General features: G+C 43.0%; 6 protein-coding genes. All 6 read left to right on the top strand.

Annotated elements, in window-relative coordinates:
* The first annotated feature begins 32 nt into the window (after positions 1-32).
* On the top strand, positions 33-4130 hold the full coding sequence (locus ABJH64_RS01220) for a two-component regulator propeller domain-containing protein (RefSeq protein ID WP_348275848.1): 4098 nt from the start codon (positions 33-35) through the stop codon (positions 4128-4130).
* A gap of 212 nt (positions 4131-4342) precedes the next feature.
* Positions 4343-5338, top strand: coding sequence for a glycoside hydrolase family 5 protein (locus tag ABJH64_RS01215; protein ID WP_348275849.1), 996 nt, complete (start codon positions 4343-4345; stop codon positions 5336-5338).
* A 434-nt stretch (positions 5339-5772) separates the two neighbouring features.
* A complete protein-coding gene (locus ABJH64_RS01210; RefSeq protein ID WP_348334663.1) occupies positions 5773-8928 on the top strand; it encodes a TonB-dependent receptor in 3156 nt (1051 codons plus the stop codon).
* A gap of 16 nt (positions 8929-8944) precedes the next feature.
* Positions 8945-10609: a RagB/SusD family nutrient uptake outer membrane protein gene (locus tag ABJH64_RS01205; protein WP_348275851.1), complete on the top strand. Its 1665-nt coding sequence runs from the start codon at positions 8945-8947 to the stop codon at positions 10607-10609.
* Between the two features lie 28 nt (positions 10610-10637).
* Positions 10638-11906, top strand: coding sequence for a glycan-binding surface protein (locus tag ABJH64_RS01200; RefSeq protein WP_348299251.1), 1269 nt, complete (start codon positions 10638-10640; stop codon positions 11904-11906).
* Positions 11907-12188: 282 nt separating this feature from the next.
* Positions 12189-15521 (top strand): VCBS repeat-containing protein, encoded by a 3333-nt coding sequence (locus ABJH64_RS01195; protein ID WP_348273746.1) that lies wholly within the window; start codon positions 12189-12191, stop codon positions 15519-15521.
* Positions 15522-15617: the final 96 nt, after the last annotated feature.

Genomic DNA, 15617 nt, shown 5'->3' with positions numbered 1-15617 from the left:
TCTCATAATTTGGCAGTCCTAGTAACTAGTATATGAAAGGTCTTGTGATTCGTGGAATAGCTTGTGTGATGATACTTTGGGCGGGATCAGTCTATGGTCAGTCGAAGCCGGAGAAACTGGTTTTTAGGAATCTCGACGAGAGTTTGGGACTGTCAAGTTCTAACATACTCAATATGATCCGAGACGCCGACGGCATGATGTGGTACGGCACCGCCTATGGATTGTATAGATATGATGGGACTCGGACGAAGGTATTTTTAAATTCTAAAGACTCCACATCAATTTCTCAAAACAACATTAGCAAATTGTTTTTAGGCCCGGCTGATATGCTTTGGGTGAAAAATGTAAACGGAGGATTCGATATCTATAATCCTAAAAATGAACAGTTTTCCAGAGGTGAATTGGTTTATTCACCTACCTATCATTTAGCTTCGGATTCTGTGGGGATGCTGATGAAGGATAGGCAAAGCAGGTTTTGGTTTACCCATCCAGCCAAAGGTATTAGTATATATAAGGAGGATACTCAGAGCACAGTCTATGTACAGCAAACCAATGGAAAGGGTAGTCTTTTTTCCAATGAAATAGCCTCTGTAGCAGAAGCGCCGGACGGACTTATTTGGGTGGTGCATAGATCTGGGATCATTGATTTGCTGGATCCCAATCGGTTGATTGTCACCAAAACCCTGAGATTGCCTGCCCAATTGATTCCAGCATCAGCCAGCTATGAGATGATGATTGATTCTGATGGAGATGCATGGATTTTTGATCCCGATCGAGATTTGGGAATATTTAGGGTAGATGGATTCACGCATGAGGTCGAGGCAAATAAAATTGAGTCAGGTAGATTCAGGCTGAATAACAATCTGGTGAAAGCCGTAGTGGAAGCTAAAAATGGCCAGATATGGCTAGGAACGGATCATGGTGGAATCAATATCATCGATAAAGCCTCACAAACCGTCAGGTATTTATCTGCAGAGAATGCCCAGGACAACTCGATGCCTCACAATGTGATTTACTCTTTATACAAAGACAATGAAGACATCATTTGGATAGGGACACATAAGAAGGGCGTAGCTTACTACCATCAGGGCTTGCTGCGTTTTTCTCATGTGCAAAAGAATTTATCAGACCCTACTTCGCTTCCTTTCAACGACGTGAACGCTTTTGCAGAGGATAGTTTGGGCAATCTCTACATAGGAACCAATGGCGGGGGACTAGTTTACCATGATAGAAAAGCGAATACGTATAAGCAATTCAAGCACAATCCAGCTAATGGTAAAAGCCTCACAGGAGACGTGATCGTGGATCTTTTGATAGATCACAAGGGAGTATTGTGGATAGCTACTTACTTAAACGGCCTGGGCAGTTTTGATGGGCAAGGATTCAAAAACTACACCTTCGAACCAGACCAACCTAACGGAGTGGCAGGTCCGAGTATCTGGAAGCTTTTCGAAGATAGGAAAGGGAGAATCTGGATAGGAACCCTTCGTTCCGGAATTTCCGTGCTCGATAAGGATAGAAAAGAGTTCAAAAATTATCCCGCTGGAAGTCCTCCTTTTTATACCAATAATCAGTACATCACTGGTTTTGCAGAGGATACCGAAGGTAATATCTGGGTATCCGGTGGAAACGGGTTGAATATGCTAAACTATGAAACGGGTCAACATGCCTTCTATTCAGATAGCCAGGAGAATGGATTAGTTGATTCCAATTTCACGGATTTGTATGTGGATAAAACTGGAACCCTGTGGGCTACGACCATGAGTGGTTTATACTATTTCAATACTTCGGATAGCTCATTTGTTCGTTTTGGAATAGAGGAGGGATTGCCTACAGCGTATTTGGTGGATTTGTTGGAGGATGATAAACACAATCTTTGGATCAGTTCTCAGCAGGGATTGACCTATGCTGAGATTGACAGATCAGCTAATCCTTTTACGGTTACCTTTCAGAACTTCGATCCGAAAGATGGACTTCAAGCCGCTTTATTTAACAAAAATGCAGCTTTAAAGACCGCGAAAGATGAATTTATCTTCGGTGGACCAAATGGGTATAACATTTTCAAATCCGAAAATTTCGCCTTCGAGCGTAATAACCCCAAAGTGGTTTTCACCGATTTACAGTTATTCAATGAGGAGGTTAAAGTGGGTTCTGAGGTGAGCAATAGAATTCTTCTTCCCCAATCGCTGGAAAACATGGAACAGCTGGTGCTGAGGCATGATGAGAATATTTTTTCCATAGGTTTCAGCGCGTTGAATTTTCTTTACCCAGAAAAGAATAAATACCGCTACAAATTGATAGGCTTCAATGAAGACTGGATCTATCTGAACGATGACTTGGCCAAAGTGACCTTCACCAATCTAGACCCCGGCACTTATACGCTTGTGGTTCAGCCGGGGACGGTGCTGGACGGTTGGAGTGCCTACGATTATCAGTTGGATATAAAAATCCTCGCGCCATTCTGGAAAACTCCCATAGCTTATTTCTTGTATTTCATGGCCATTTTGGGAGTGATTTTTTACTTCCGAAATTCGCTGATCACTCGTCAACGGGAAAAATTTGAAAGGGAGCAGGCGGAGCAAGAAGCTCAGCGGGTACAGGAATTAGATCGTTTGAAAACCAAGTTTTTCACCAATCTCAGTCATGAGTTCAGAACTCCGCTATCTCTGATTTTAACGCCTACAGAACATTTGATTTCGAGCACAGAAAACAAGGGGTTGCTGAGTCAGTATCAGATTATTCAGCGGAATGCGCGTCGCTTGCTCAAGTTGATCAATCAGCTTTTGGATGTGAAAAACATAGAAAAAGGTGGTGTGACTTTTCATCCATCGGAAGGGGATATCGTTCAGTTTGTGAAGGATTGTGTAGCGGATTTCCATGAACTGTCTGAGAATAAGCACATTCATTTGAATTTTGAAACCAACACTCCTGGACATCAGGCGATTTTCGATCCGGACAAACTGGAAAAGGTGCTCTTCAATCTGCTCTCCAATGCCTTTAAGTTTACTCCGGAAGATGGGGCGATCACGGTTACGCTAGAACTCCAGCAGGAAAACGAGGAAAAGGGAATCCTGCTTCTTTCGGTTTCTGACACGGGAGTAGGAATCTCTCAAGAGAATCACCAAAAGATATTTGAGCGATTCTACACCACTGAGGGTCACAAGCAGCAGCTCAATCAGGGAAGTGGTATTGGTTTGTCCTTGGTTCAGGATTTTGTCAGAACGATGAAAGGGGAGATCAGTGTGGAAAGTGAACCAGGTATGGGGACGGTCTTTAGCTTGAGTATTCCGCTGACCCTAATCATTCCAGAAAATTGGGAAGAGGAAGAAGAGGAAGTTCAACTCTCTGGAAATAACCTTAAGGAAGTCATTCTGATTGCAGAGGATCATGTTGAGTTCAGAAATTACCTGAAGGATTGCCTATCGGAGACCTATCATGTACTGACGGCAAAGAATGGTTTGCAAGGTTGGGAACTTGCGCAGCAGCATATACCTGATCTTATTATTTCGGATTTGATGATGCCGCAGATGGACGGCAAGGAGCTTTGTCAAAAAGTGAAAACTGACATTAAAACTTCTCACATTCCGATCATTTTGCTGACTGCCAAAAAATCTGAGGAAACGATGGTGCAAGGCCTGGATAGCGGGTGTAATCTATATTTGACCAAGCCATTTAATCTGGAGATTTTGCAGTTGAGCGTCAAAAATCTTTTGCGCGAGCGAAATAAAGTTCAGCAGCAGAATCGGGAGAAAATTCAAATCAATACCTCGGAGGTAAATGTGGTGTCTTTGGATGATCAGCTGATTCAGAAAGCTGTGGGTTTGGTGGAGAAGTACATGGAGGACTCTCAGCTTTCGGTAGAATTCTTAAGTAAAGAACTGGGCATGAGTCGAGTTCATTTGTATAAAAAACTTCAGTCCATCACCGGAAAAAGCCCGATTGAGTTTATCCGACTCATACGATTGCAGCGTGCGGCACAGCTTTTGGCAAAAAGTCAAATGAACGTCTCCGAAATCGCCTACTTAGTGGGCTATAATAACGCCAAGTATTTTGCGAAGCACTTCAAAGCAGAATTTTCCATCCTTCCATCCGAGTATGCTGCTAAGCAACAGGAGATTGCGGCTGATTAAATTGTCTTGAAGTAAACATCGAGGAGCGCTAATTTTTGCTACGCTACTTTTAAAAAAACATGAGCGAGCTCTATTTTTTACTGCTCTAATTGCTAACTACGATGAAAGGAACTGCGCATTTAACGAAACTTACCCCAATCGGAAACAATTGATACCCGGGTTTTTCTTGAGGTTGGCGTAAAATTGATAAGTCAATTAACCCAATAGAACCTATGAAAAAACTCATATTCTTTGCCTGCTTACTGTTTTGCTCCTGTAGCGAAGCATCTGACTCGGATCCCATAACCAGTCCACCTATGACTAGCCCAGAACCTACGAAGGAAGTTAAGTTCTTTGGCCAACTTCAAGTAACTAATGGCAAATTGACCACTAGTGACGGCGAGGCAGTTATGTTGCGTGGCGTAAGTCTGGGCTGGCACAATTGGTGGCCAAGGTTTTATAATTCCTCTGCAGTGAAATTTCTGAAGAGCGATTGGAACGCCAATCTAGTGCGCGCGGCAATGGGCATAGATCCTGCAGGGGCATACCTGGACAATCCTACCTTAGCCAAGGAAAAAATCAAAGCAGTAGTGGATGCCGCTATAGCGGAGGATATGTATGTGATCATTGACTGGCATAGTCATGAGCTTTATCCTGAGGAAGCAAAGGCGTTTTTCATAGAGATGGCCAAAACCTACGGGGATCATCCGCATGTGATCTATGAACTTTTCAACGAGCCGGACTATGAGACCTGGGAGGAAGTGAAAGCCTACAGTGAAGAGATCATCAAGGAGATCAGGAAGTACGATCCGGACAATCTGATCTTGGTAGGTTCACCTACCTGGAGCCAGGATATTCACGTGGTGGCTCAAAATCCAATTTTGAATCAGAAGAATATCATGTACGTGCTGCATTTCTACGCTGCCACCCACAAAGACTACTTGAGAGAAAGAGCGGAGAAAGTCTTCAAAGATGGGCTTCCTATTTTCGTGAGTGAATGTGCCGGGATGGAAGCGACCGGGGATGGGCCTATAGATGCTGCTTCGTGGAATGCCTGGCTCAGTTGGATGGAGAGTCGGAAGATATCCTGGGCGGCTTGGTCTATAGCAGACAAGGACGAGACGTGCTCCATGCTTTTACCAGCAGCTTCTTCAGATGGCGCGTGGACAGATTCGCAGGTTAAGCCTTGGGGAAAGTTGGTGAAAAAAGCGCTCGAGGAAAATTTATAAGCACGAGACCAAAAGTTTTAGCAAAAATAAACGGCTTGCTTCAGGTTAGTTTTCATTTTACTCAAAACAAAAAGCGCTTCTAAGAGCTGATTTAAGGTCTTTTCATGAAAGTTAACATTTGATACCCCTATTCAAAACATATGAATCCCTTCGGCTTAGATTACTCAAACTACATTTAATCGGATCAAACCAATAAACCCAAAAACAAGATCCTATTTCTTACTGGTTGAATTTTCACAATTCAATTTCCCTCGAAAATGCACGTTCGATACGAGGAATACATGTCAGTTTTTGGTGTTTGTTAGAATGATTTTTAGGCAAACCTGAAATGGAATGACGCATAAGCAATCAACCTGTCTAGCAAATTTCATTCGGAGAAAACCTTTTCCTGCTCATAACCTAATAACCAATTTCTTACAATTAAACCCCTCATGATGAAAAAACTATTACCGCTTTGGCTTATGCTGCTGGCAGGTGTAGTCCACGCTCAAGTCACCGTAAAAGGAAAAGTGACTGGCTCAGGCGATGGACTCTCGCTCCCAGGAGTAACAGTGCTGGTGAAAGGAACCTCCACCGGCGTAGCGACACAGGAAGACGGATCCTACTCGATCACCGTACCTTCCTCAAACTCAGTTCTTGTGTATAGCTTTATTGGCTTTACGTCACAGGAAGTGACTGTGGGCAATCAGTCCATTATTGATATTATCCTTCAAGAGGATATGGCTTCATTGGATGAAGTAGTAGTAGTGGGCTATGGAACTATGAAAAAACGTGACATGTCCTCTGCACAGGTATCTGTGACCTCGGAAGATATAGAACGAACGGTGAATACGACGGTGGAACAGGCCCTCCAAGGTAGGGCTGCCGGAGTTTATGTCACTCAAAACACAGGCGCTCCAGGAGGAGGGATCTCGGTGAATATCCGAGGTGTCAATTCAATCGGAGGCACCAACGAGCCACTTTATGTGATTGATGGTGTGCAAATACAGCCATCCGCGGTTTCCTTTGGTAATACATCCTCCACCAATCCCTTAGCTGGACTGAACCCAAGCGACATAGAGTCAATGGAAGTACTTCAAGGTCCTTCAGCTACAGCCATCTATGGTTCCAGAGGTACAAATGGTGTCATTATGATTACTACCAAGCGTGGTAAAGCCGGTGAGACCAAAATCACATACAATTACCTGTATTCGCTTCAGGATAAGCCAGAGAATTTGGATGTGATGAATTTGAGTCAGTATGCTCAGATGACCAAGGAAATCCGTGAAATCACTGGTGGGGATCCTCCTGCGGCATTTCTTGATCCTTCACTACTTGGAGAAGGTACCAACTGGCAAGATGCGCTTTTCAAAACAGCGCCTTTGAATAAGCACAACATCACCTTGACTGGTGGTGATGAAAAAACTAAGTTCTTTATCTCTGGTGAGTATTTTGACCAAGAGGGTGTAGCAATCGGGTCATCTTTTGACAGGTACTCGGTAAGAACAAATATTGACAACCAGACTAGGAAATGGTTGAAGCTTGGTTTAAACCTACAGCTATTCCATACCGATGAGCAACTTGCGACAGGAAGTTCTGACGTGATCAATAATGCCATTCAAATGGCTCCAAACGTTCCGGTGACTAATCCTGACGGATCTTGGGGTGGTGCAGATCCAGTGAATGGCTCAAGCCTTCAATTTACACCAGCTAACCCTATCGCTCTAGCTAATCTACTGGATAGAAGCTATAAGAGAAGAGGTATGCAAGGTGGTTTCAATATAGATATTGACCTATTGAAGGGGTTGAAGTTCAGATCCATGGTCAACACAAGTATCAACTACAACAACGGCCACTTCTTCACTCCAACTTACACGCTGGGTGTGGTGACCAATGACACCAATACGTTGACAGAGGAATCCAGCAATAGCTTCTATTGGAACTGGAACCAAATGCTGACGTATAGCGCCATCTGGGGTAAGCATGCACTGGATGTCATGGCTTCTCACGAGGCACAAGAATCTCAATATGAATTCTTAAATGGCGGCAGAGTTAATTTCCCTTCTAACGATCTTCAGGAGTTGGGCTTAGGCTCTGCTCAAGGAGCAACTAACAGCGGTGGAGCAAATAGCTGGGCTATGGAGTCTTTCTTTGCAAGAGCGAACTATACGTTCAATGAGAAATACATCCTGTTGGGTGCTTTCAGAGCTGATGGCTCGGCAAACTTCGGCCCTGAAAATAGATGGGGTTATTTCCCTTCTGTATCTGCAGCTTGGAGAGTTTCTGAAGAAGGTTTCTTGCAGAACGCTACTTGGATGGATGAATTGAAAATCCGTTTTGAAACAGGTCTTACGGGTAACCAAGGTAATGCAGGTGCTATTTTCGCACCACTTAGTTCGCCAAGTATTCCTACGCCATGGGGTGGTGGATTCCTGGTTTCTAGATTCGGTAATCCCAACTTGAAATGGGAAGAGACTTCTACTGTCAACCTTGGTTTCAACTTGAATATCCTGAACAATAGAATTCAGATTGAAGGTGATTTTTACCTGAAGAAAACAGATAACTTACTTTTGCCGAATCCACTTCCATGGTACATGGGAACCTCAGCTGAAGGAAGCATCGGAACTCCTACGGTGAACATCGGAGCACTGGAAAACAGAGGCTACGGCATCACCATCAACACCATCAATATAGATAACAGAGCAAGTGGATTCTCTTGGAGCTCCAACTATAACTTCTCTGGCTTCAAAACTGAAGTGACCAAATTTTTCTCTGAAACTGCTTTCATAGACCGAACTGCTTGGTGGTTGAATAACTTCACCTCCAGAGCTCAGCCTGGATTTGCACCTTGGTTGTTCTATGGTTATCAGGCAGATGGGTTGTTCCAGTCACTTGAGGATGTAGAATCTAGTCCACGACCTGTAGATAACTCAGGTAATCCGCTTTCTGTAGGAGAAAATGGAATTTATGTGGGAGATATCAAGTATAAAGATCTCAATGAGGATGGTATCATCGACGAGCGTGACCAGACTTTCATTGGGAATCCATGGCCGAAATTCACCTTCGGTATGACCCAGCAATTTACTTACAAGGGTTTTGCGCTAGACATCTTGTTCACTGGAGCATTAGGAGTGGATATCTACAACTACAACCGATTCCTGAATATCAATCCAAACAACGTGAACTTGGGTAGAAATATGCTTTTGGAAACGTACGACTACGCTCGTATTGAAATGGATGAATCAGGAAATCCTTTCATAGCCAATGCAGGAACGGAAATCCCAAGACTTACAGCTACTGATCTGAATGGTAACGGAACACGGATCTCTGACAAATATGTAGAGGATGGATCTTATGTACGTATCAAAAACATCAACCTTGCCTATGTATTTCCTTCAGAGGTACTTGGCAAGCAAAACGTAATAAGAGGTTTGAAGCTAGCTTTTGGAGTACAGAATGCCTTCACTTTTACCAAGTACAAAGGCTACGATCCTGAAGTGGGTGCATCTGTAGGTAACAACGTGTCGGCTGGAAATCAGTTGATCGGCGTGGACTACGGCAGATATCCACAGACAAGAATGTACACCTTCAGCTTAGGTGTTGACTTTTAATCCAAAAAATACATACATGAAAACAAACACGAAATTCCAAAATTTATTCCTTGGAGCAACTTTGCTTCTTGGAGGAATGGTGGGCTGTTCAGAAGATTTCTTGGATAGACCCCCATTAGATGCAATCGTAGATGCAAATTTCTACAAAACTGACGACCAGATCTTGTCGGCATCTGCACCTCTTTATAACATGGTGTGGTTTGCTTACAACGATAAAGCTAGCCACGGTATAGGTGACGCCAGAGGAGGCACGCTCACTTCAGGTTCTTACCAGTTGGAGAATGTCCGATTCAATACCACAGGAGAAACTGCAGAAAACGGTGCTTCATGGAGAGCTTTTTATAACGTCGTAGCGCAGTCCAATTCCTTGATAAATAACATCGGGGCCTATGTAGGCGAAGATGTGACTGAGCGAATCAAAAATCACGGTCTGGCCGAAGGTAGATTTATGCGAGGCTTGGCCTATGCTTATCTAGTGCAAAACTGGGGTCCTGTGCCTATTATCACGAATAATACAGCATTGCTTCAGGATACTACGATCGCTAGAAACACAGAGGAAACAGTTTGGCAATTCATTATCAAAGACTTCAGATTTGCTACAGAGAACCTTCCGGAAAGCCCAGTTCAAACTGGCCGGTTGACGAAGTGGAGTGCTGAAGGTATGCTTGCCAAAATGTATGTAGTTGCTGCGGGAGTAAGTGGCACGAGAAATCAGACTTTCTTGGATTCTGCGGCTTATTATGCTAAGCGTGTAATTGACAATTCAGGTGCTTCTTTGCTACCTAGCTATGAAGATCTATTCAAAACCGCGAACAATAACAACGAAGAAACTCTGGCAGCTCTTCAGTGGACCTACAATGCGGGTCAGGCAGGAGCTTGGGGTGCACAGAATTCTGTGCAGGCATTCTTGGCTTTTGGTTCTGAGATCACCGGCTTTGGTGATGGCTGGGGCGGAGATATCGGTGCTTCCAAGTGGATGCTGGACCTCTACGATGATTTGATTTTTGATGAGCGAAGAAAAGGAACCTTCATGTTCCCGGGAGATCACTACTCTTACATTACTCAAGTACCTCCAGGAGGATCTGCACAGGAACTCAGAGTGCCTGCTAGAAGTACTGACGGAAGTAGATCGTACAATTCACGTGCATGGGTGAAAAAATATGTGGTAGGTCGTCCGGAAGATAATGGCGGCAAAGTCGTTCAGCAAGGAACAGAGATCAACACCTATATCCTCCGATTGGCGGATGTGTACTTGACTTACGCTGAGGCTGTATTGGATAAGAATCCTGCTGAAGCGTTGAAATATGTCAACCTAGTACGCGCGAGAGCTGGTGTTAGCCCGTTGACCTCTGTCACTTGGCAAGATGTTTTCGAAGAGCGTATTAAGGAGTTTGCGATGGAAGGACAAGCTTGGTATGAGTTTACCAAACTTCACTACTATGATCCTGCAAAAGCTTATGAAATCCTTTCCAATCAGGATAGGGGAACATTCAGAATCTATGCGGATAAAATTCCTGACCCTACTTTATGGGAAATAGAAATTCCGGATACTGACACCTCTCCGAGATTCTTCGATGTCAATTCGTCTAACTTCTTGATTCCAATTCCTTCCTCCGAATTGTCAAGAGCTCCGAACTTGAGAAAGCCGGCAGTACCGTATGATTTCTCAGCCGAAAATTGATTGTGAACTTCTTTGAATTCAAAAAAATATGAAAATCATAACTAATATAAAATCCTCACGCGCTCTCCTCGTAGCCTCTGCGCTACTTATGGTGATTTTCTTGGGCGCCTGTCAGGATGATGATGAAATAAATGTAGGCCCGCCAACGATCGAGCGGGTACGCAGCACAGATCCTACCACGGCAGATAGTGCTTTTACTTCTGCTACGCTAGGAAGCACCTTGGCGATTTTGGGAAATAACCTACTAGGAACGCAGCAAGTGTATTTGAATGATTACCCGCTGGGTGTAAATACTGCCTATGTGACCAATAACTCTGTGATCGTTACCGTGGGAGATTCAGTTCCTACAGTAGCTACCAATCCTAACGTGCCAAACACGCTAAGATTGGTGAACAAAGCTGGTGAAGCCATTATGGAATTCCAGACTTTGCCTCCAGCGCCACAGGTTTTACAGGTAAAAAATCAATATGTAAAACCAGGGGATGATCTGACCTTGTTTGGGAGATATTTCTACTTTGTAGATTCAGTATATTTTCCTGGTGAAGATGTCTATGTGACTTCTGGATTTACAACCAATGCTGCAGGTTCTTCGCTTACAGTGAAGGTTCCAGATGGTTTGGATTTCTCTGAAGGACAAGCGATCCGAGTCGTGACCAAATCAGGTGGATCAGCAACCAATAGAAATACTCAGATCTATGCTGATAAGGGCATGGTGGCAGATTTCGATACCAACGGTGCTTTGGAATGGCCATGGAACTGGGGATGGGGAATATCAGGGGATATGATCCAGCCATCGCAGCCAGGTATCTCAAGTTTAGAGGGTAATTTTGCAGGTATGAATCAGGCTTTTCCTGCTAATTTCGGATGGAATAATGATAAAGTCATTAATCTGGCCAATTGGGGCGGAGCACAAATTTTCCCTACAGGTGAAGGCTACGAGCCAGGCGTTCCAGCCAACAATTTTGACATTCGGGTAGAAGTAGCAGTCAACACCACCGAATCCATCGAAGGGTTGATGATGCAAATCTGGTATCCGGATAGCAATGGCAACGAGCTAAGCTATAATATCCCTATGAGTGAATTCATCACTAAAACTGATGGTAGTTGGTACACGCTATCTGCGAATATGACCAGATTGACAAACGGTTCCACTCGACTCAATACCTATGGAGACTTCTTGAAAGGAGATAAAGGAGGTGTAAAACAACTCAGATTACTAGTAGTCAATACTACATCTTCTGACATCAAAGCGGTCGTAGGTGTAGATAATGTACGAGTAATCAGAGCAGTAAATTAAAAAGTATAGCATAAGAGGTTTATTAATTCATTCTCCGAGGCAGAGAGTTCTGTCTCGGAGTTTTTTCTAAAATCTTTTTAAAATTAATTAACCTCAATAGTTCGACAGGCTCACTAACCGATTAGTGTTTAGTGAATTCAAAAGTTATTTGCTTTAGATTTAATTCTGGATAATTGGGCTGAAAGCCTTTACTAATAAAGCCCAGCCTAGAGGGCAGGGTTTAAAAGAGAGATAAATGGATATGGTAGCTCTGAAAGAGCGAGATAGTTTCCAGCCCTTGTAATGCAGAATTCCGTGATGGATTTCTATACTATTAATCAACCACTGAGCTTGACCTCCCAACTCAAATTCATTTTCAAATATTTATTGAAATCACTCCAAATCATCGCATTTGGAGCAATTTTTCTATTTTCTTCCTGTCAGGAGAAGAAGGAAGAAACACCATCCACACTTTTTGAATTGGTTAGCTCTGATTCTTCCAGAGTAGCTTTTTCCAATCAAATCCAAGAAAATCCAGCTGCTAATATTCTCACGTACCAATACTTCTATAACGGTGGGGGTGTAGCCGTAGGAGATGTGAACAATGACGGTTTGGAAGACTTGTACTTCACTGCCAACCAAGGATCAAACAAGCTTTTTTTGAATCAGGGAAATCTGAAATTTCGAGACATTACCCTGGCTACAGGTACCGCAGGTAAAGAAAATGCATGGACTACAGGTACAGCGATCGTTGATATCAACAGTGATGGGCTCAAAGACATTTACGTTTGCTTCTCCGGTGATCTTCCGGCAGAGCAGCGGAGGAATCAACTTTTTGTGAATCAGGGATTGGATGCTGATGGGATTCCATTTTTCAAGGAAATGGCGAAGGAATTTGGATTGGATGACCCAGGCTTTAGTACGGCCGTCTATTTTTCGGATTTGGATGTGGATGGGGATTTGGATATGCTTTTGCTGAATCACAATCCTAGACTTTTCACTAACCTGAACGTCAATGCTTTCGAAACGATGCTAAGTTCTGCAGATTCCTTGAGCAGTTCAAAGATCTTTACCAATGAAAATGGAGTTTTCAGAAATTCTACCAAAGAATCTGGATTGACGGAAACAGGATTAAGTTACGGTCTGGGAGCCTCCATCGCGGATTTCAATGGAGATGGCTTTCCGGATATTTATTTGGGAAATGACTATTCGGCACCTGACTATCTGTACATCAACCAAGGTGACGGCACGTTTTCCAACAAGATAAATCAGGCTATCGGTCATACCAGTCTCTATACAATGGGAGTAGATGCTGCGGATGTGAATCGAGATGGCAAGCTGGATTTATTAACCTTAGATATGCTTCCTGAGGACAATGCTCGTCAGAAGTTACTTTTTTCTCCAGAGAATTACGAGCACTATGAGCTCTTCCTTGAAGTAGGATTGGGTCATCAACTGATGCGAAATATGCTGCAGCTAAATAATGGTGACGGCACTTTCTCGGAGATAGGGCAATTGGCGGGTATCAGCGCCACGGATTGGAGTTGGGCGCCGCTTTTTGCAGATTTTGATAATGACGGATTTACAGATCTCTTCGTCAGTAACGGCTTTTTGAAAGATTTCACCAATCTGGATTTTATCAATTATAGGAATGAATACCTGCAAAATGACAAGGTTTCTGGATCAGGGATCAATGAGTTGATCCAGAAAATGCCTGCGACAAAGGTGGGAAATTATGCCTTTAAAAATGTGAACGGAATTCAATTTGAAAATCAATCTGAAAGCTGGGGGCTAGCTACTCCTGGTAATTCAAATGGAGCAGTATATGTTGATTTGGATCAGGATGGTGATTTGGAGTTGGTGATCAACAATCTGAACGAATCAGCGCAGATTTTTAGAAATATGACTTCTGAACGAGCTGAGACTAATTTTCTCCAAATCAAACTGAAAGGACTAAAAGGAAATCAAGATGGAGTCGGAGCGCGCGTGACTGTCTATCAAAATGGTCAAATCTACTACCAGGAACAGCAGATTTACAAGGGCTATCAGGGAAATGTGAGTTCGATCTTGCACTTCGGTTTGGGCGATGGAAAAGTTGATTCGGTGGAAGTAAAATGGAAAAACAGGCAGGTTTCACGAATTGTTAATCCTGACATCAATGGAATTCTGGAAGTTGAAGAAGTTCAGGCAGAAACTGAAGCAATTAGTGAATTTAAAATCGAACCCTTTTTTACGGTAGCTATGTCTGCCATCAGATTTGACTCTGATGTTCCAAACGATTTCAAGCGCCAGTCTCACTTGCTGTATGGCCTTTCAGAGAAGAAAGTATCCATGATAGAAACTGATTTGAATAATGACGGTGTTTCAGAAATAATCATTTCGGACGGTTCTTCTATCAAATCCTTCGCGAGCGGTAAAAGTGAATTCCACGAGAATCTTGGTTCTTTATATGCTAGCGATGAGTTCAATAATACTGCATTAGTAGCTTTAGATGCGGATGGAGACCAAGATTTGGATTTATATGTAGGAAAAGGTGGCTACTTTGATTTGGTGGAAGCAGATGAAAGACTTCGTGATGTCCTTTTAATCAATGATGGAAAAGGGTCGTTTACCCCATCTACTATTGATTTTGGGAAATCGTCTTCAGCGTTTGTAAGTGCCTGGGATGCAAATGGTGATGGATTGGATGACCTATTTGTTGGTTCAGGTTATGTGCCGGGAAGATGGCCGGAATCAGTTCCGAGTCAAGTATGGATCAATGATGGCAATGGGATTTTTTCACCTATTTCCCTAGAAAATATTTCCAGAGTCAAAGCTGCGCAAAGTTTTGACTTGGATAAAGATGGGATCAATGAATTGATCGTTGCTTCGGAATTTGACCGGATTCGGATTCTAAGTTTGAAAGATGGAAAGATTCAGGATCGCTCAGAAGAATTTCTGCCTGGTGGAAAATCAGGTCTTTGGTCAGCCATTTTGATAAAAGATTTGGATGAGGATGGAAATCCTGAGTTGATCGCTGGGAATTGGGGGCTGAACTCCAGACTTCAAACGGATGAAAATACGCCTGTTCGGATTTATTTCGAAGATTTTGATAACAATGGTTCCATCGATCCGCTGATGACTTTTCCGGTGATGGGAGAGGAGTTTCCATTTTTCTCCAGAGATGAGCTAGCTGCTCAGCTATATAAGAAGAAGGCGCTTTTTCCTACGCACGAAGCTTTTTCCCAGGCAAAAATAAAAGATATCCTGACGCAGGATGAGCTGGAAAAAGCCAAAGTGATCGAGGCGCAAACCCTAGAAACTAAATTATATACTCTGAAAAATGGCGCTTTCGAAGAAGTAGCGATTCCAGCACTGGTTCAATCCTCACCGGTTCAAGCAGTAAATGCTTTGAAGAAAGACTCAGGCTATGACTTGATTCTACTTGGCAATCAACTGAATGCAAGGCTTAAAATTGGAAGAATTGATGCAAACCCAGGATGGATTTTGAGAAAAGGAGAAGATGGAAACTGGAGGCTTTTGGATCGGGAGTTAGTAGGATTGGACCTACGCTCAAACGTTTCTAGCACCTTGAATGACGACACAATACTCTGGGTAGGAGTTCCTAATGAAGGTGTTTATCGCTATTTATATTAATTGAATTAATAAGAAATAATAACTTAATTATCAGCTCAATACCAATGTTTCGGCCTTCAATTATTGGCTTACTTTTCTGTTTTCTTCTGTCATGCA

Source organism: Algoriphagus sp., assembly GCF_039969895.1.
Classification (GTDB): Bacteria; Bacteroidota; Bacteroidia; order Cytophagales; family Cyclobacteriaceae; genus Algoriphagus.
This window is presented reverse-complemented; position numbering and strand designations above follow the sequence as displayed.